This window comes from Flavisphingomonas formosensis (genome assembly GCF_009755815.1).
Taxonomy (GTDB): Bacteria; Pseudomonadota; Alphaproteobacteria; order Sphingomonadales; family Sphingomonadaceae; genus Flavisphingomonas; species Flavisphingomonas formosensis.
The window spans coordinates 127,127-143,781 of the sequence record NZ_WRPK01000005.1; the positions used below are offsets into that span (position 1 = coordinate 127,127).

The 16,655-nt window shown below is 63.6% G+C and carries 18 protein-coding genes and 4 pseudogenes; 9 read left to right on the forward strand and 13 right to left on the reverse strand.

Annotation, left to right across the window (positions count from 1 at the left end):
* Positions 1–175: 175 nt before the first annotated feature.
* Genes GQY20_RS15170 through GQY20_RS15180 form a run of 3 tightly spaced genes read right to left on the reverse strand, consistent with a single transcriptional unit; the run spans position 176 to position 2,074 of the window.
* The gene (locus GQY20_RS15170; protein WP_157217968.1) at positions 176–1,141 is read right to left on the reverse strand and encodes a LysR family transcriptional regulator; all 966 of its coding nucleotides are present in this window, start codon (positions 1,139–1,141) and stop codon (positions 176–178) included.
* Positions 1,142–1,633 (reverse strand): Cif family virulence factor, encoded by a 492-nt coding sequence (locus tag GQY20_RS15175; RefSeq protein WP_232476061.1) that lies wholly within the window; start codon positions 1,631–1,633, stop codon positions 1,142–1,144.
* A gap of 33 nt (positions 1,634–1,666) precedes the next feature.
* Entirely contained in the window at positions 1,667–2,074 is a 408-nt protein-coding gene (locus GQY20_RS15180) for a nuclear transport factor 2 family protein (protein WP_157217969.1), read from the reverse strand.
* Positions 2,075–2,313: 239 nt separating this feature from the next.
* Here GQY20_RS15180 and GQY20_RS15185 point away from each other — a divergent pair, with 239 nt between their 5' ends.
* The 4 genes and pseudogenes from GQY20_RS15185 to GQY20_RS32820 form a co-directional block, all read left to right on the forward strand.
* Positions 2,314–3,756 (forward strand): APC family permease, encoded by a 1,443-nt coding sequence (locus tag GQY20_RS15185; protein WP_232476062.1) that lies wholly within the window; start codon positions 2,314–2,316, stop codon positions 3,754–3,756.
* 23 nt (positions 3,757–3,779) lie between these two features.
* Positions 3,780–5,288, forward strand: coding sequence for an aldehyde dehydrogenase family protein (locus tag GQY20_RS15190; RefSeq protein ID WP_157217970.1), 1,509 nt, complete (start codon positions 3,780–3,782; stop codon positions 5,286–5,288).
* Between the two features lie 263 nt (positions 5,289–5,551).
* Entirely contained in the window at positions 5,552–5,731 is a 180-nt protein-coding gene (locus tag GQY20_RS15195) for an SRPBCC family protein (protein WP_269769752.1), read from the forward strand.
* A pseudogene (locus GQY20_RS32820) lies at positions 5,731–5,808 on the forward strand (ATPase); the annotation flags it as partial. The gene GQY20_RS15195 and the pseudogene GQY20_RS32820, both read left to right, overlap by 1 nt.
* Positions 5,809–5,986: 178 nt before the next feature.
* Here GQY20_RS32820 and GQY20_RS15200 read toward each other — a convergent pair.
* A complete protein-coding gene (locus GQY20_RS15200; RefSeq protein ID WP_198350986.1) occupies positions 5,987–6,130 on the reverse strand; it encodes a hypothetical protein in 144 nt (47 codons plus the stop codon).
* A gap of 990 nt (positions 6,131–7,120) precedes the next feature.
* Between GQY20_RS15200 and GQY20_RS15210 the strand changes: the two genes are divergently transcribed.
* Both GQY20_RS15210 and GQY20_RS15215 read left to right on the forward strand, forming a co-directional pair.
* Complete coding sequence (locus GQY20_RS15210; protein ID WP_157217973.1) at positions 7,121–7,531, forward strand: helix-turn-helix domain-containing protein; 411 nt, start codon at positions 7,121–7,123, stop codon at positions 7,529–7,531.
* Between the two features lie 4 nt (positions 7,532–7,535).
* The gene (locus GQY20_RS15215) at positions 7,536–8,171 is read left to right on the forward strand and encodes a GntR family transcriptional regulator (RefSeq protein ID WP_157217974.1); all 636 of its coding nucleotides are present in this window, start codon (positions 7,536–7,538) and stop codon (positions 8,169–8,171) included.
* A gap of 29 nt (positions 8,172–8,200) precedes the next feature.
* On the opposite strand, the gene GQY20_RS15220 is transcribed toward GQY20_RS15215, so the two are convergent.
* The 5 genes from GQY20_RS15220 to GQY20_RS15240 all read right to left on the reverse strand — a co-directional run bounded on the left by GQY20_RS15220 (position 8,201) and on the right by GQY20_RS15240 (position 11,576).
* Positions 8,201–8,341, reverse strand: a complete 141-nt coding sequence (locus GQY20_RS15220) for a hypothetical protein (RefSeq protein ID WP_157217975.1) — start codon at positions 8,339–8,341, stop codon at positions 8,201–8,203.
* A gap of 315 nt (positions 8,342–8,656) precedes the next feature.
* On the reverse strand, positions 8,657–8,983 hold the full coding sequence (locus GQY20_RS15225) for a MarR family transcriptional regulator (protein WP_157217976.1): 327 nt from the start codon (positions 8,981–8,983) through the stop codon (positions 8,657–8,659).
* A gap of 220 nt (positions 8,984–9,203) precedes the next feature.
* Positions 9,204–10,115: a phytanoyl-CoA dioxygenase family protein gene (locus GQY20_RS15230; RefSeq protein WP_157217977.1), complete on the reverse strand. Its 912-nt coding sequence runs from the start codon at positions 10,113–10,115 to the stop codon at positions 9,204–9,206.
* Positions 10,102–10,749, reverse strand: a complete 648-nt coding sequence (locus GQY20_RS15235; protein ID WP_157217978.1) for an acyl-homoserine-lactone synthase — start codon at positions 10,747–10,749, stop codon at positions 10,102–10,104. The genes GQY20_RS15230 and GQY20_RS15235 overlap by 14 nt, the downstream gene beginning before the upstream one ends.
* A gap of 77 nt (positions 10,750–10,826) precedes the next feature.
* On the reverse strand, positions 10,827–11,576 hold the full coding sequence (locus GQY20_RS15240; protein ID WP_198350988.1) for a LuxR family transcriptional regulator: 750 nt from the start codon (positions 11,574–11,576) through the stop codon (positions 10,827–10,829).
* Between the two features lie 734 nt (positions 11,577–12,310).
* Between GQY20_RS15240 and GQY20_RS15245 the strand changes: the two are divergent.
* Positions 12,311–12,709, forward strand: a pseudogene (locus GQY20_RS15245) (IS66 family transposase zinc-finger binding domain-containing protein); the annotation flags it as partial.
* Position 12,710: 1 nt separating this feature from the next.
* Positions 12,711–12,964: pseudogene (locus GQY20_RS15250) on the forward strand (integrase core domain-containing protein); the annotation flags it as partial.
* A gap of 102 nt (positions 12,965–13,066) precedes the next feature.
* Here GQY20_RS15250 and GQY20_RS15255 read toward each other — a convergent pair.
* The 4 genes and pseudogenes from GQY20_RS15255 to GQY20_RS15270 form a co-directional block, all read right to left on the reverse strand.
* Positions 13,067–13,609 (reverse strand): annotated as a pseudogene (locus tag GQY20_RS15255) (IS5 family transposase); the annotation flags it as partial.
* A 94-nt stretch (positions 13,610–13,703) separates the two neighbouring features.
* Positions 13,704–14,039: a MarR family transcriptional regulator gene (locus GQY20_RS15260; RefSeq protein WP_157217980.1), complete on the reverse strand. Its 336-nt coding sequence runs from the start codon at positions 14,037–14,039 to the stop codon at positions 13,704–13,706.
* Positions 14,040–14,101: 62 nt separating this feature from the next.
* Complete coding sequence (locus GQY20_RS15265; protein ID WP_157217981.1) at positions 14,102–15,025, reverse strand: phytanoyl-CoA dioxygenase family protein; 924 nt, start codon at positions 15,023–15,025, stop codon at positions 14,102–14,104.
* Complete coding sequence (locus tag GQY20_RS15270) at positions 15,022–15,648, reverse strand: acyl-homoserine-lactone synthase (RefSeq protein ID WP_157217982.1); 627 nt, start codon at positions 15,646–15,648, stop codon at positions 15,022–15,024. Before GQY20_RS15270 ends, GQY20_RS15265 begins: the two co-directional genes overlap by 4 nt.
* A 322-nt stretch (positions 15,649–15,970) precedes the next feature.
* Here GQY20_RS15270 and GQY20_RS15275 point away from each other — a divergent pair, with 322 nt between their 5' ends.
* The gene (locus GQY20_RS15275; RefSeq protein ID WP_157217983.1) at positions 15,971–16,336 is read left to right on the forward strand and encodes a sigma factor-like helix-turn-helix DNA-binding protein; all 366 of its coding nucleotides are present in this window, start codon (positions 15,971–15,973) and stop codon (positions 16,334–16,336) included.
* The last annotated feature ends 319 nt before the right edge of the window (positions 16,337–16,655 follow it).

Genomic DNA, 16,655 nt, shown 5'->3' on the forward strand with positions numbered 1-16,655 from the left:
GAAGCTCCCTTCGATCACAACGGCCCCGCCGCTCGGACATGTTGCGCGATCCGCAACGTTGAATTTTTGTGAAAAGCAGCGTCCCTCGCCGACCCGCTGGCAGCGGGAAACGGCCCGGATTCTTGCCGGAAAGAAGAATGGCGCCGTCGGTTCCGACCGGCATTTGAAGTGTAGATCAGCCGATGGCTGTGGTTGCGGCAGACTGCTCCTCGTCGAGGCGATGCATCTCGCGAACGAGTGCGTTCTGAAGCGCCAGTCCGGCGGGCGTCATCCGTTTGCCCGCCCGGCTGACGAGGTGCAGCCGGATGTCCGACAGCTCATCGCTAAGAATCGGCCGCTCGACGATCCCGGCGACGCCGGCGAGCGGCTGGCCGAGGATGCGAGGCAGCATAGTGACGCCCAGGCCTTGCGCCACGCCGTCGAGGATGACCTGGATCGAGGGCGATTTGAGCACGATGTTGAGGGGCAAGCCTCGTTCAGTGAACACCGAATGGATGATTTCGAGCAGGCGGGAACCGGCATCGGGCAGCACCAGCCGTTCGCCCGAGATCTGAACCGGCCAGATCGCTGCCTCGCGCGCAAGGTGATGCTTTTCGGACATGAATAACGAAAAGGGCTGCCGGCTGGTCGCGAGCAGCTTCAGCCGGACATCCTGCTCGGTGTCAAACAGCAGGCCGAGTTGTGCACCGTCATTGAGCAGCAGCCGTTCTGCTTCCTCGCCGTCGGCGGCCTTCATCTCGATGTTGATATCCGGGAATTTGGATGAGACCGCTGCGAAGGCCTTGATGAAGCGTACGGCCAGCAGACCCTGCGCCACGACGATGCGGATGGTCGAGGTGCGCGTACTGCGCAGTTCGGAAAGGCGCGCCAGTAGTTCCTGATGCTCGACGACACGCCGCTCGTAATATTCGATCAGCAACCGACCGGCTTCGGTCAGTTGCACCTTGTAGGAACCCTTTTCCACCAGATCGATGCTGAGCGCGCGCTCGAGTAGCTTGATCTGCCGGCTGATCGAGGAGGCCGCAACGCCCAGATAGTCTGCGGCAGCGCGCATCGAGCCATGGCGTGCGGAGAGCGATAGATATTGCAGCCGATGGTCCTGAACGCTGATCTCGTAGGTTCGGCGGCTGATACCCGGCATTTACTGTCCCACCGATCCCTGCGCTCTGCGGCCCCTGCCTGGCCGCCGATGCTCGATCCTGTCGCTACGCGGCAGCACGTCAAGCTCGCTCAGCATCAGGCCTTGCTCGGCGAAGAAGAAATCGCGGGATACGAACCAGTCGCCGTCGCGTTCCTCCCAGATCATCAGGACCCGGTGGATTTCGACGAAGCCGGACGAGAGGGCGTTGTGATTGGTGATGTTGCCGAAGGCCACTTTGCCGATCACGGTTATAGGATCCATTTCGATCGTGATCGAGCTGCATGCCTCCCGAGCTTCCATGAAGATCCGGGTGATCGCTTCGTGGCCGACCTGCGCGGGCAGTTCCCGGCCTTCCATGACCGCCTCTGGCAGATAGAATTCGCGGACCATCGCGGCGATCTGGCGCGCGCGGAACCGGGCCTCGAACAGCCGGCATTTCGCGGTGACCCGCTGTTCGACGACAGTCGTGTCGGCCATCGGATTATCAGCCATGGACGGCGGCTCCGGAAAAGAGGAACCAGGGCCTCATGCGGTGAGGCAGTCCGCGACCGTGGCCGTGTCGATGAACTCCTCGAAGCGCGTCATCAAGCCACCCTGTACCTCATAGACATGGGCCCATTCTACCCGATACTCCCGACCGGTGGCGAGCGATGCGCTTTGCTCGATCCCTCGGCCATAGACCTGATGCCCGACGCCGACGAGCGAGCGCGGCGTCATTTCCCGTATCTGGATGCTTCTGGTAACGCGGTCGAAGAACTGCCTCACACCGGCATGGCCGCGAAAGCTGCCGGCAAAGGGAATTTTTTCTTCCGGGCCATAATAGGTCCACACGATGTCGTGGGACAGCGTTGCGAAGGCAGCATCGATATCTCCGACGTTGAAGGCGTCGAAGAAGCGTCTGACGACGTCGGCGCTCTCCTGACCGTTGCTCATCGTTTTTCTCTCCCGGCATCGGCGTCAGCAATCGCGCCGACCGTCTGTCGATATGCTCGGGGTCGGCGCGCAGCGTCAATGCCGGCGCCCCCGGCTGATGTTGCGTCTCGGGCAACATATTCGCTGCAGATCGAGATTGAGCTTGGCGTGGCTTGTCGCGATGCAAGGATCAGGGTGAAGGTTAGGGGCGCTTGCCGAACTCCCTTTCGGCGCCCACCCGCATCTCGGAGACCGGCAGCTTGCACGACCCAATCAACGCCTCGCCTGGGCCCGCTGCCGATCGGCTTTCCGAAGGCGTGCTGGGCAGTGTCGACATCACCTTCATGGTGCTGGCCGTCGCGGCGCCGATGGCGATCGTGGTTGCGACGATGCCGATCGCCTTCGCCTTGGGCAACGGCATGGGTGTTGCCGGCACCTATGTGCTGTCAGGCCTCGCCATCGCGCTGTTTGCCATCGGCTATGTGCGGTTGCTGCCCTTCATCCGCAATGCGGGGGCCTTCTACGCGATTATTGCGCAGACTTTCGGCCGTGTCGCCGGCCTCGCCGGCTCCTATGTCGCGCTGGTATCCTATGTGGCGCTGTGCTGCGCGACACTCGGCGCACTGTCCTATTTTGTCACCAACCTGCTCCATTCGCTGGGGCTCGATTTTGCGCATTGGGGCATCAGCGCGCTGGCGGTGATCGCGATCCTGGGCGTACTGTCCTATTTCCGCATCGATTTCACAGCCAAGCTTCTCGCCGTGGCATTGGGCGCGGAGGTGATCGCCATCCTGACGCTCGATATCGCCATTCTCGTTGTCGATGGGTTCGGCTCGCCAGCGCGGATCTTCTCGCCGTCGGTGGTGCTGGGGCCGGGGCTGGGGGTCAGCGCGATCTATGCCTTCAATTCCGTGATCGGCTTCGAGGCGACGGCGATCTATCAGGAAGAAGCGCGCAATCCCGCGGTCAGCATTCCCCGCGCGACCTATGCCGCAATCGCCGTCATCTGCCTGTTCTACGTTTTCACCGCCTATGCCTTCATCGTGGCGAGCGGGCCGGACATCTCGGCCGCCGCCGGCAAGAATCCCGGCCAGTTCGTTTTCGGCCTCGCCTTGCGCTATCTCGGACGACAGGGTGAGGCGCTGCTGTCTATGCTGGTGATCAGCAGCGCCTTCGCGGCGGTGCTGGGCTTGTTCAACAACAGCGCCCGCTACGTCTTCGCACTGGCCCGCGACGGAGCGTTACCTGCCGTGCTCGCCCGCACGCGCAGCGGCAACGGGGCGCCTTTCAACGCAGGCCTGCCGGTTATCTTCGTACTCAGCGTGGTGATCTCGCTCTTCGCGCTGGCCGGGCTCGATCCGTTACTCTCGCTTACAACCGCGCTTACCGGCTTCGGTTCGGTCGGGCTGATGGCCTTGCTGACGATCACCGCCTTCGCGATCCCGCTGTTCCTGAGAAAGCGCACGGGACGAATGGGGCCGGTCGCGATCTTTCCCTTGGCTGGTGGCGCGATGCTGCTGACCGGCACTGTCCTGTCGGTCGCTAATTATCCGCTGCTAACCGGCACCGACTCCACCCTCATCAACGCGCTTCCGGCCCTGCTCCTCGCGATCGCGGCGGCGGGAATGGTACAGGCGCTGATCCTGCGCCGCCGCCATCCCGCCATTTTCGCCCGCATCGGGCTGAGCCAGGTCGCAGGCTGAGCGGGCCAATCAGGAGACAGAGCATGACGACGGCCAACGATCTCTCGCAGCTGACGGCGAAGGCCGCCGCCTTCATCGGCGGCGAGAAAGGACTGTTCATCGACGGCGAATGGCGCGCGCCCCGCTCCGGTGAGACGCTGCCGGTCATCGATCCGAGCAGCGGCCGCGAGGTCGGCCGTATCGCACAGGCGAGCGCCGACGATGTCGACGCAGCGGTCGCCTCCGCCCGGCGCGCGCTGGAAGATCCGGCCTGGGCGCGCATGAAGCCGCACCAGCGCGAGGAGATCATGTTGCGTCTGGCCGAGCTGATCCGCGCGGAGGCGCCATCTCTCGCTGAGATCGAGACCGTGAACAGCGGCAAGCTGATCGCCAACACTAGGCTGTTCGATGTCGATCTGTCCGTCCACACGCTGCGCTACATGGCGGGCTGGGCGACCAAGCTCCACGGCGAGACCATGGATCTCGCTGTGCCCTATGCGCCCGACATGCGGTTCAACGGCTTCACCCGGCGCTTCCCGGCGGGCGTGGTCGCGGCGATCATGCCCTGGAACGTGCCGCTGTGCCAGGCGGTCTGGAAGCTGGCGCCGGTGCTGGCCACCGGCTGCACGGTCATCCTGAAGCCTTCGGAGCTCACGTCGCTGACCGCGCTGCGACTGGCCGAGCTATGCGATGAGGCAGGCATCACCCCTGGCGTCGTCAACGTCGTGACCGGCACCGGCGAAGTGACGGGCAAGGCGCTGATCGAACATCCGGGAGTCGACAAGATCAACTTCACCGGCTCGACCAGGGTCGGGCAGTTCATCGCCGAGCAGGCAGCCCCTGCCTTCAAACATTATAATCTCGAGCTGGGCGGGAAATCCCCGTTGATCATCGCGGAAGATGCCGATCTGGAAAAGGCCATCCCAGGTGCCGCCTGGGCGATCTACGGCAATTCTGGACAGAATTGCTGCGCCGGTTCGCGCGTGCTGATTCATGAGAAGCATTTCGACAGGGTGGTCGCCGGTGTGGCCGATATCGCGGCGTCGATCCGTCTCGGCCCCGGCCTTGACCCGGCATCGATGATGGGCCCGCTGGTCGGCGCAGCTCATCGCGCGCGTGTGGCCGAACATGTCGAACGCGCGCGAAGTGCCGGGGGCGAGGTCATCGGCGGCGAGATCGTCGAGGGGGATGGCAGCTATTTTACCCCGGCCATCGTCACCGGCCTCGATCACGGCCATCCGACCGCGCAGCAGGAGATCTTCGGTCCGGTGCTGTGCGCCTTCCCGTTCAAAGACGACGAGGAGGCGCTGCAACTCGCCAACGACACAGCTTTCGGGCTCGGTGCCAGCATCTGGACCCGCGGCCTCGCGACCGCCAACCGGTATTTCGAGCGGCTCAAGGCGGGGACGGTGTGGATCAACACGCACAATATCCTCGACCTTTCCTTGCCCTTCGGCGGCACTAAGCAGTCAGGGGTGGGCTTCGAGCTGGGACGCGAGGGCGTTATGTCGCACACCGTGCTGCGCGCCGGGGTCATGTTGGTGGACGAATGATAGGCGCCTGATCAGAGGCCAGCGCCGGGTCCGCTGTCGCATTGACCTCGATCCATTCGACGCTCTCGCCAGGCTATTGAAAGCGGCCGCTAACCTACCAATGCATGATTCCTGGGGAGCAGGTCAGGCCTGATCCGAGCCCACCAGCGGCTTTCCGGTTCGAAGGAGTTGCTATGAGACGCCTTCCAGCCCGAACAGATCCACCTCCGAATATTGCATCGCGCACCATCACTACGCCCGCGCGAGCGATCTTTCGTGCCTTTATGGATCGCGATGCGGTTGCGTCCTGGCGGCCGCCCAGCGGCACGACCGCGCGGATCTTCACGTTCGATCCCCGCGTTGGAGGACCATACCGCATGGCGTTCGTCTATGCGGAGAGTAGTGGAGGCCGGCGGAGGTCGACGCGGATGCGGACATCTTCGAGGGACGCTTCGTCGAGTTGATGCCAAACGAGAAGATCGTGGAGGCGGTCGCATTCGAGTCCGATGATCCGGCCTTCGCCGGAACCCTGACCGTCACCACGACGCTCGCGCCGGTGACCGGCGGTACCAAGGTCACCGTGCGCGCTGATAATGCGCCGCCGGTATCAGCGGGACCGATCCCCGTGCCGGAATGCAGTCGGCGCTCAAGAATCTGGCCAGCTTCATCGAGTGAGGCATCATGCGGATGCCGTCCCGTCGGTTGCTGGCGCGACGCCGTCATGACGATGGCTCGCGATCGGGCGACGTCGGTGGGGCGTCCCGTCGGCCGAGGAAGATCAGATGCTCCACGATCGGCAACAGGGTGTGATCGAGGCGGATGACGAGGTGAAACCAAGTAGTCTGGAGGTCGAACGAGATCATCATATAGCTCCGGCGAGACGCGGCCGCCCCGAGCCGTCCTATTGCGCTCCTTTGTGCTGCCATCGTTGGGTATTTTTCCTGCTCGCGCGCCTACCGTTACGTCTCCGCCGTCGATCCGGCGTCGCCAAAAGCTGTCCTCGCGCACCCAGGAGCCCTCCGCCCGGCAGTCTCGTTCTCGGTGCAGTGCTGGGAAGGAAGATGAGGAGATCCGCGCGGGCGCGCATAGAGAAAATCGCCGCTCCAGCCGAGGGGCGGTCGTCCCAGACCTCCACGGCGTCGCTCTTTCCGCATCGCCTTTCTCACCCGGTCGACCGCATGCTCGGAGGAAACCGGAGCGTTTAGCCCGACCGAGCAACCCCGTTCGGCGCCGAGCGCGGCGGCCTCCCCGGCGCAGCGCAGATTGGACCAGCGCCGGCTTCGGATCGCAGGCTGGTGAGGGTGAAGAGCGCACCTCCCCACGCTTCGACAGCGACGTTGCGCAGTCGGGCCGCGGGGGGCGGCGTGTCATCCATGCCGTAGATCGATGCCGCGCGCTTACTATCCTGATGCACGAGCGGACCTCCCGTCGCGCGGAACAGATCGTCCGGATCACCCGGCCCGCGTCGCCGCTGACATCCGGCGGCCGCACGATCGCAGCGCAGGCGAAGCGCTTCGGTCGCTGCGATCAGCGCGCCGCGATGACGCTGGCGGTATGTTCGCATATAGCCTCGATATCTGTGGGTGCCTGGGGAATGGCGCCGCTTCCGGCGTGGATCGCCTGTCCGTCGCGCCGGTGAGCCTCGCTGTGATGGATTGCGCGCCTGGGCTCGATACCGCCCCTGTGCGGGCGATCGCGGATCGTAGGAAGATCAGTGTCGAATTGGTCCGGACCTCTCCGCTACTTTCAATTTGAGAATTAAACCGTTTGACGCAAGTGGTGTTACACATCAGTTTCCGTTTCGTCGGAATGTGCGAAGGGAGCTTTGAGCAACTGTCAGGGAGGCCCTGAACATGTCGCTTCGGAGCCTGTCCAGCACCAGTGATGCGGCTATCCTTGCGAAGGTCAAGATGATCTCGGGAAAGTGCATCGAGGAACGGCGTAGAAAAGTGCGTATTTCCCAGAAGAAACTGGCATCGGCGGTGGGCATCAGCGACCGCTGGTTGCGCGAGATTGAATCCGGCAATCCTGATGCGTCGCTCGAAGACCATCTGCGATGCGCCTACCGGGTGGGACTGTCAGCCGGAAACATATTGCTGCCGTTGATATTCCTCGAGCATCGCATGACCGTCCCGGCCCAGATTCTGCACGACGACATGGCCGAGATCGAGCGTAAATGCATCAGCCTCATCGGCGAGCATTATATCGCGACGCTCGGCGACCTCATTCGCGGGACGACGGTCTCCGGCTTCCCTCGGAGCTGAAGGCATGCCGGCAGACGCCATCCACGCCGAGCGCATCCATGTGGCCCTCAAGCGCGCCATCATGAACGCACGTTATGCTCCAGGAACGATGCTCGTGATACCTCAGCTGGCCGAGGAATATGCGACGAGCAATTCGCCGGTTCGCGATGCGCTGCAGCGGCTCGTCGGTGAGAGGCTGGTCGAGGCGGCGTCCGGCGGTGGGTTCCGCCTTCCCGAACTGTCGGCCGATCAACTCCGCGACCTCTATGTCTGGCACGGGCAGATCGTTCGCCTCGCTCTCAAGTCGAGCGGCCAAGCCCTGCGCGTGGCTGACCTCAGCCCGCTGATTTTGGCACTCGATCCGGCGGATACCGTGGGGATCGCCGACCTTACCCGCGAACTCTTTGCAAGGTTCGCCGAACGCTCGCGTAACCGCGAGCACGGCCTCGCCCTCGAGGCTGCGGCGGAACGTCTGCATGCGGTACGGATGCGTGAAACCGCCATTCGAGATCGGGTGCCGGAACTGACGGCGATGTGGACCTCCGCGCTCAACGGTCGGGAAGCGCCGTTGCGAGAGGCGATCTGGGCCTATCATCGGCGGCGGCTGCGTCGCGTGCCTCAGCTGATGAAAAGGGCGGACACGCGAGATGTGGCAACATGAATGGTTTCCACGGGGAAGGGGCTGACCGGTCAGCGGCTTTGGACATCGCCCTTTCGGGAAGCGCGTGAAAGCGCCGACGATTTTGCGACATCGATGGCAAGCTGGAGGTGACAGGCCATAGCCGTATCGCCGTCGCCATTCGCGTCCAGCACATTGAGCGCCTCTTTCATCAGCGACAGGGCTCGCTGCAGTGGAGCCGACTTTCGAACCATTGGGTAACACCTCCCCGGCACGGATCCTCGACGGGCCGAGCCAGCACAAATCTCTGTTTACGGGACGAGAGGCGTCGTTCCCAGCCTCACATTGGGCGATTGCACACGCTGAGCTCCTTCAAGCTGTACCATTGCGGCGTTGGTGATGCCGCTTCCGATGTCGATGACGATGGGCTGCCTGAAACTGCAGCCGGGCGCCGGATGCGGCAATGGCAGCTCGCGCTCGGGGATATCGGTTCGACCGTATTGTCGTCCACAGCGGCACGTCCAAGCTTACCGGCGCGGGCTTTCCATGCCGGCCGCGAGCCGGTCCATGATCAGGTCCATGCGTATTTCCATTGCGGGGGCGAGGACCAGCGGCTTTCGGCGATTTTTCACCGCGCCGTCGTCGAACTGTACCATCTCCTTGTCGATCATAGCGCCGACGTGCCGATAAGCGCTCGACAAGGGGGCGTGGGAGGCCAGGCACAGCGTCCAGACGGGGATGCCGCGACCCTCCTTTTTAGCGAGGTACAGGTCAAGAAGCATGTCCCAGAAAGGGTTCGCACAGAGTGTAAATCCCAGCAGCTCACCGACGACCTCGCGCTCGAAGAGCAGCATTCGGCAAGTCTCGATTCTTTTGCCTGGGGAGCGGCTATCGTCACGCGTGGTCGGATCGGGGAGCATAGCCGTGTGACGATGGGCGAGCCGCTTCGATGACGATCAACGCGGCGCGAATGCGCCGCCGCCGTCGTGGCTGCGATTGCCGGATGATGCGCTCGAGCGAGGGTTGGCCTGCAACGGACCAAAGCGGCTGCTGAGAGGCTGCACCCCCGCCATGTCAGGTCGACTCGCCCACGACTTCCGGAGATGGGAGTCCGCTGCGATATTGCGCGATGATAGCAAGCTGTTCGGGGCGCAGCGCATCGACGGCACCGACGCCATCGCGGTGATGGGCTCGAAGCAGCCCCGACGGGCAGCGGCCATCGACATTGCCAAGATTGGGCCGATGGATATGGTAACCAAGCAGCGCTGTGAGGTCCTCCGGGAAGCGGCGTGCAATCTCCGGAGGATAGGCAAGCCATTGCAGCTCATATGGCTTCAGCCAGCCAAGCGTGTAGCTCACGATCATCCCGCGTCTTGGCGCTTCCGTTCGGTTCGCGCCGCCGGCATGCAGCGTCGAACCGAGAAATAGAAGGGCCGAACCGGGTGCGAGAGTGGGGCAGATCGCTGCGGAAGGATCCATCAGCAGCTCGTTCTGGCGACGATGGCTTCCCGGCCAGATGCGTGTGGCACCGTTCGCCTCGCTATAGGGGACGAACGGCCACATGACGTTGACGAGGAATTCGACGGAGAGGTCCGGTGCTATCAACTTGCTGCACGGCCACATATCCTGATCGCGGTGTGGAACCTGGTCGACGGAATGCGGCATCAACTCGATCGCCTGCGTCAGATTGAGTGCGATCCGATCGCACCAGGGGCCCAGCACCGCCTCGACGATGCTGAGCACGAGACCATGCTGCACGAAGGCCGCCATGCGATCCGATCGGGAAAGCAGCCCGCCGAAACGCTTGGTGTCTTCACCGTAGAAGGGGCCTTTGCTTGTCACGGCCTGTTCGAAATGGGGTCTTAGATCCCGGGCCAGCTCGTCCACTAGGGCGGCTTGCATCAAATCGGGAATGACGCAGTAGCCGAGCTCCAGGAGTTGGCTGAGATAAGACGCGGCCCGCGCATCGGCTTCAATGACGGACATCGCTACCCTCCCGGTGCTGGACCGGAAATACGTCGCGCGAGCCCTCCGATGACGGCATCCATGTGCCGGCCGCGGCCATCAGCGATGGCGTTTCGGGCGTAATGTCGATCCGCATCGCACCTGTGGTTCCGCAGGGCAACTGCTGCGGGTTTCCGAGAAGTTCGCAATGCCACCCGAAGAACGGGATCTGGCTGAGCCAGCCGGTATCGGCTACGCAGAAAAAGGCGGCAATGTCGTTATCCAGGGCAAAGCGCACGGCTGTCGTGATCAGCTGATTGCGGACCATCCTGCGATCATGTGCGCGAAGGTCGCGCGAGAGGCAGAAGCGCGAGATCTCCCAGATCTGCGGATCGGCCGGCGGCTCCTCGTCGCATAGAAATGGGAATAGGGATCCGAGGACATTGGGTTGCTCCGAGGGGAGCAGGCGCATCGAGCCGAGATGGGCGCCGTCATGACGCGCGAGCACCAGATAGGTCGTATGGACACCGTCGAACTGATCGACCTCGAACGTGCCGGCAAGGCTGGGAATGTCCCAGCCCAGCAGGTCGATGAAAACGCGTTTGCGCTCGCGGAACATGTTGGCGAGGGCGATGTCTTCCAGCGAGCGCGAAGCTCCTTCCACCAGATATGGCATGATGCCGTCTCCTTGCTGTGGGAGACAGCATCACGCAGCTTATCGAGCCCGGCTATTCCTTCAACTGGAGGATAGGGTCATTGCTGAAATGCGGCATTATAGACCATTTGACCATCGAACAATGCGCGCACCACGAGCTGGGTGCGGGTGGCGACGCCATATCGGTGCATCGCGTCGCCGAGATGCTGACGGACCGTGGCCGCGGACAGGCCGATCATCTGTCCGATCGCCCAATTGCTCTTTCCGCCAGCCACGAAAGGCAGCAATCCGAGCTGGCGCCGCGTGAGCAGCGGAATGGAGGGCGGAGCCTCGCCGCGGCGCGCACGCACGAGCCGTCGCGCGCTTTCGAAAGCAAGCTGGCCGACGAGCTGGGTCGCGGCCACCCGGTCCCAGGTCAGCGAAACATTGCGCGCGCTGAACGAGCATGTCCCGCGATATTCGCCGGGGACATGGACGGGCACGGTGAAACCTTCGCACAGCCCGAAGTGCCGCGCTTCGTCGAGAATGCGGCGATGGCGGTCGTTTGGCTGCAGATAATAGCCCATATCCCGCCAGGCAAAACCAAAGCTGGCGCGCGCGCTGGCGACATGGACGGGATCGTCGAGATGGTAGCCGCGCGACAGGCTGCGTTCCACCCAGGCCGGATCATAGTTGAGGAGGACGATCGCGTCCTCCGGTGGCCCCACGAGATCGACATGATGATTGAGCGCGAATTGTTCGAAACCGAGGCGGACTGTTGCATGACATAGCAGGGCATGAAGCTCGTGCTCGCCCCGTACATTTTGACACTCGTGAAGGAAATCGGAGAGATAGGATCCGATAAACATTGCTCTAACTCCTGTACCGGTCAGTCCTGGCACAGGGAGACGCTCCGGACGCGACATCCTCTTTCACTCTTGCCTTCCGCCCCGATGTCGCCCTGACGGCGAAGTGGCGTGGCGCACACTTGTCGCAAAACTGTCATCCAGCAATTTGCAACGCTATGCCAGCGGGACATGATCGATCCCTCCGAGAAAAGTAACCATTTTGGTTGGTTCCGGTCGAACAGAACCAGATCGATGCGGCCAGTCTCCTTTTGCGTGCGTATACCGAGAGAGGAAAATTGAGACAGCCGATACCGGCGCTGGCCATTGGCAGGATTGAGAAGATCTTCGCACCTGGATACGCTCGTGTGGCCTGAGGTGGGTGCGATGGCGAGGCCGCTCCAAAGCCGCCGCCCAGATCCACCTCACGGCTGTCGCCTATGACCTCAAGCGAACCTTCAACATCCTCGCGACGCCCGCCTGAAGCAACCGCAAGGCCAATCGCATCGGCTGAGCTGAGAAGTAATCGGACCGCCGACATCCGGAAAAAACCTGCTTCGATGGCGACTAGATGGCCGACATTCCGGTCTCACGGATCCCCGATGGCGGGTCAGTCCAGCTGCTCAAGACCGCGCTCGCAGCACCAGGGTCAAAGCCCGCCTTCGACCGCTATGGTGTCCGCAATGTCGCGCGGCCTTTCGCCGACACGGTCTTTGCGGGCGTTCCCGGGCAATTGCAGCAGAAGCTGCTCGTCTCGATCCAGCGAGGACGATCTCGCGGCTGGCGCTGCTGCAGCGAAGGCGATCGGCGTTGCCGCCTTCGAGCGCAAGCGTCCGGTCAGGAAGCCGTTTCCCGAGCATCTGCCGCGCGAGCGCGTCGTCATTCCTGGCGCCATGCGCCTGTCCGGCGTGCGGCGGCACGCGGCTGTCGAAGCTCGGCGAGGATGTCACCGAGACCCTCGAGGGGATCCCGAGCTCGTGGAAGGTCATCCAGACCGTGTGGGAGAAGGTCTCCTGCCGGGATTGTGAGACGATCTCCCAGCCGCGGCGCCGTTCCACGACGTGCCGCGCGGATGGGCCGGTCCGAGCTTCCTCGCCATGCTGCTGTTCGAGAAGTACGGCCAGCACCAGCCGCTCAACCGCCAGGCCGAGCGGTTCGGCCTACAGCAACGGCGTCACCGTGGACTTCTCCCGGCCGGGCAAGCCCACCGATAACGCCTACATCGAGGCGTTCAAGGGGGCTTCCGAGCCGAGTGTCTGAACACCCGTTGGTTCCTGACGCTTGCAGACGCCCGCGAAAGGTTGGAGGAGTGGCGCAGATACTATAACGAGGATCGGCCGCACGGTGCCATCGCCAACAAGCCCCCGATCACGCTCATGAATCCCGGTGACGCACCTAGCCCGTCACCGTGACCCTGGCCGGGAAACTCTAACCCCGGTCGTCCAGAGAATGGTGGCGGATCAAAAGCCGCCGTGCTCTAATCCGCGCTGGTGGAAACCAGGGGGTCACGTCAAGGGGAAGCGCTGGATGATGGCAGAGAGCACCAGCGGAGCACCGTCACGGTCCTGAATATCGGCCCTGTGGATGACGGCATGGACGAGGTTACCCTGGGTATCGGTGAGGATGTGGCGCTTGCGTCCCTTGATCTTCTTACCCGCATCGTAGCCGCGTGGGCCGCCGGATTCCGTTGTTTTCACGCTCTGACTATCGATGATGCCGGCGCTGGGCGAAGCCTCGCGCCCCTGGAGTTCCCGCGCAATCATGAGCAGCATGTGGTTGATCGTCAGCCACAGGCCGCTGTCGCGCCACAGATAGAACCAGCGTCGAACGGTGGACATGGGTGGGAAGCAGGGCGGCAGCATCCGCCATGGCAGCCCGCCACGCAGCAGATAAAGGATCGCCTCGACGATCCGCCGCATCGGCCATTTACGCGGGCGGCCCACCAGCGAGGTCGGTGGGAAGAACGGTTCCAGCACCCGCCACTCCGCATTCGTCAAATCCGTTGGCAAAGCCAGCTCGCTTCGCGCATGCTGTGCGCGAGTGATATCGGTCCACATCGCTGTTCCTCGGAAGTTCTTCGCAAAACTCCAGAATCAGCGACTGCCACAGCCGTCAAGTTAAGGCGCTGATATCACTCACCTTAATTTCGGATCAGCCTCTTAGAGAAAGCCGAGCGCGATCTTGCTGAGCCAGGCATCCATGAACTGATCGAGCAAGGCGAGCATGCCCGCCGACAGCGTCACCGGGACCCGGCGACCGTCCCGATCGTCGGAGGAGCGCTCGAGATGCCCTTTCCGGGACCAGTTCGCTGATCTTGCGATGGGCGCTCGAGAGCGGAATGTTCGCAGCGATGCACAGCGACCAGAGATAGATCGCCCGCCGTTCGTGATGCGCGAGATAAAGGTCGAGCAGGATGTCCCAGGTCGGGCTGGGACAGGCGTCGAACCCCAGCCGTTCGCCCAAGAGCTTGCGCTCGGCGATCAGCATGCGACACCCCGCAAGCCTCCTCTTCACGATCGCAGACGCATCATCCACGAGGCCAGCCCGGATTAACGGTCCGCCATCGCAGACGCAGAAGGAAAATCGAGCGCGCCCGAGCGATAGAGCGCGATCAGCTCTTCCTGCTCGGGGCGCAGGCTGTCGACCGCCCCCAGCGCGACCGACATATCGGGACTTAGCATCGAGGACGGACAGCGTCCCTCGAAGGTGCCGAGATTGGGACGATGCGCACGATAGCCGGCGAGGGCCGCGAGCTCAGGCGAAAAGCCGCGCGCAATCTCGGGCGGATAAGCGAGCCACGGCAGTTCATAGGGCTTGAGCCCGCCCAGACTATAGCTGACGATCATTCCGCGGCGCGGAGTAGCAGTGCGGTTCGCACCGCCGGCATGGAGCGTCGAGCCCAGGAACAGCAGGGCGGCGCCCGGCTCCATCGCGATCGCGATCGCCTCCTCTGGTGGCAGCACGATCTCGTCCTGCCGGAGGTGGCTGTCCGGCCAGACCATGGTCGCGCCATTCTCCGCGCTATAGGGTCCGAGCGGCCACATGACGTTCACCAGATATTCAACGCCCGGCACGTGGAGCGGCCACATATCCTGATCGCGATGCGGCGGCTGCGGATCGCCGCCGGGCAGGATCTCGATCGCCTGGGTGAGATTGAGCTGCACGAGGTCGCAATGAGGGCCAAGGATCGCCTGGACGGCCCCCAGCACGACCGGCGCCATCACGAACGCCGCCATATGGGGACTGCGGCGCAGCAGCCCGTGAAAGCGCCTGGTGTTCGGTCCATAAAAGGGACCGACCGAACGCGGTGTCGCCTCGAACCACGGGGCGAGATCCTCAGCGAGCGCTGCGACCAGCGATGGCGCTATCGCCTCGTGGATCACATGATAGCCATGGCGCCCGAGCGCATCGGCGACCCGCGACGCTTCGGGATCGCTTCGCTCGGCGGCGATGTGCGGCGTGACGCTGTTCATGCTAGCTCCCGCACGGCCGACTGGCCGAGGCTCAGCGGATAGGATCGATAGGTTCCCGCCCGCTGCAGCTGGCGCAGCGTTGTCGCAGTGATGTCGACCCGCAGGGCGCCGGTCAGCGCTCGCCCGACCATCTGCGGAAGGCCGAGCGGCATGCAGTCCCAGCCAAGCGACAGGATCTGGCTCAGCCAGCCAGAGCCGGCGATGCAGGTAAAGCTCGCAAGGTCGTTGAGCAGCGCGAACTCGACGGCGGCCGTCGTCAGCGCGTTGCGGATCTCGAGCCTTTCATGCGCGCGCAGCCGCGGCGACAGGCACCCCCGGCTGATCTCGCAAATCTGCGGCGATACGGGCACCGGGCCGTCGCACAGCCAGGGAAAGAGCGAGCCAAGGATATGCGCGCCTGTGGTCGGCAGCAGCCGGATCGAGCCCAAATCGGTTCGATCGGCGCCGAGCGCGACGAGGTAGATCGCCTGCGCCGTATCGAACTGGTCAATTTCATATCGCCCGTCGACGACCGGCACGTCCCATTTCAGCAGATCGACAAAGACCCGCTTGCGATCGCGGTGCATGCCGGCAAAGATCAGGTCCGCCGCAGGCGGCGTCGCGCCATAGAATATCTCGATCATCTTTTCCCTCGCTCCATCGAGATCGAAGGTCGCAAGCGATCGCGCCGCGCTCATCCCTCTAGATAGAGGGTTGCCGCGCGGCGCAGCGCCGCACCCGTCCCGCAGGGCGCCGTGCACGCCATGCCCATCAGCCTGCGACTCGGCCGGAAAGGAGAGGGGGGAGGGGAGTGATGGCGTTTGGGCGGTCGTACGCCCGGCTCCTCCCACCATCAGGGACCAGCGCGATGAACTGGACGACCATCCAAAAGATGCTGGGTTTTGCCCGGCCTGCAGGCGCTCCGCCTGCTGTCCCACACCCTCCCGCGCCGCCGGCGATCGCGCCTTGCCGGGCCCTCCCGCAGTCGCGCTCGCCCGCGCCCGCTGGTGTTCGGACGCCACCATTTTCGTATGTCCGCTCGAGACGGAATTCACGCTTGGGCCGGATGCCGCGTTCGTACGGGCATGGATCGCGTTGCCGCGCGAGACGATGCCGGAGGACCTATGGAAGCGGATCGCAGCCGCCGCGCGCGCGCTCGAGGCGACCGATGCGCTGACCCGCCGGATCTTCTTCCTCAGCGCATCCTATGGCCTGCCCACGCGCGAAATCTCCGTTCTGCTCGGCATGAACCGTCGCGCGGTGCGGCGGAGGCTGCGCACGGCCATTGCCTGTCTCGATCGATCACGCGACGCTGGAGCACCGCTTACATGAGCCTGTCCGGTCCCGCGTGCGGTCCAGGCCACGGCCCGAGCGCCGTCGGCGGCTCGCCATGGGCGACGTCAATCGCCAGCGACAGGTGGCATGCAAAGCTTGTCGCGCCATGTCCCGCGCCATCGAGCAGCGCAAGCGCCCGTTCCATCAAGTCCACGGCCTGTTCCAGGCAAGCATCTTCAAATCGCATCGGCGTTCCCCACAATGAGCTATTTCTGATAGCCCAGACGAATTCAGTCGAAGATCGTGTACAGCGGAGCGGTTCGACGCGTCCGTTGAACGACCTTTGTGTCTAGCACTAAAGCGCTACGCTGGCGCG

Excerpts from the sequence above, each read along its gene's own strand:
- GQY20_RS15170 (WP_157217968.1), bottom strand. The coding sequence starts at position 1,141 with ATGCCGGGTATCAGCCGCCGAACCTACGAGATCAGCGTTCAGGACCAT.
- GQY20_RS15175 (WP_232476061.1), bottom strand. The coding sequence starts at position 1,633 with ATGGCTGATAATCCGATGGCCGACACGACTGTCGTCGAACAGCGGGTC.
- GQY20_RS15180 (WP_157217969.1), bottom strand. The coding sequence starts at position 2,074 with ATGAGCAACGGTCAGGAGAGCGCCGACGTCGTCAGACGCTTCTTCGAC.
- GQY20_RS15190 (WP_157217970.1), top strand. The coding sequence starts at position 3,780 with ATGACGACGGCCAACGATCTCTCGCAGCTGACGGCGAAGGCCGCCGCC.
- GQY20_RS15195 (WP_269769752.1), top strand. The coding sequence starts at position 5,552 with ATGGATCGCGATGCGGTTGCGTCCTGGCGGCCGCCCAGCGGCACGACC.
- GQY20_RS15200 (WP_198350986.1), bottom strand. The coding sequence starts at position 6,130 with ATGATCTCGTTCGACCTCCAGACTACTTGGTTTCACCTCGTCATCCGC.
- GQY20_RS15210 (WP_157217973.1), top strand. The coding sequence starts at position 7,121 with ATGTCGCTTCGGAGCCTGTCCAGCACCAGTGATGCGGCTATCCTTGCG.
- GQY20_RS15215 (WP_157217974.1), top strand. The coding sequence starts at position 7,536 with ATGCCGGCAGACGCCATCCACGCCGAGCGCATCCATGTGGCCCTCAAG.
- GQY20_RS15220 (WP_157217975.1), bottom strand. The coding sequence starts at position 8,341 with ATGAAAGAGGCGCTCAATGTGCTGGACGCGAATGGCGACGGCGATACG.
- GQY20_RS15225 (WP_157217976.1), bottom strand. The coding sequence starts at position 8,983 with ATGCTGCTCTTCGAGCGCGAGGTCGTCGGTGAGCTGCTGGGATTTACA.
- GQY20_RS15230 (WP_157217977.1), bottom strand. The coding sequence starts at position 10,115 with ATGTCCGTCATTGAAGCCGATGCGCGGGCCGCGTCTTATCTCAGCCAA.
- GQY20_RS15235 (WP_157217978.1), bottom strand. The coding sequence starts at position 10,749 with ATGCCATATCTGGTGGAAGGAGCTTCGCGCTCGCTGGAAGACATCGCC.
- GQY20_RS15240 (WP_198350988.1), bottom strand. The coding sequence starts at position 11,576 with ATGTTTATCGGATCCTATCTCTCCGATTTCCTTCACGAGTGTCAAAAT.
- GQY20_RS15260 (WP_157217980.1), bottom strand. The coding sequence starts at position 14,039 with ATGCTGATCGCCGAGCGCAAGCTCTTGGGCGAACGGCTGGGGTTCGAC.
- GQY20_RS15265 (WP_157217981.1), bottom strand. The coding sequence starts at position 15,025 with ATGAACAGCGTCACGCCGCACATCGCCGCCGAGCGAAGCGATCCCGAA.
- GQY20_RS15270 (WP_157217982.1), bottom strand. The coding sequence starts at position 15,648 with ATGATCGAGATATTCTATGGCGCGACGCCGCCTGCGGCGGACCTGATC.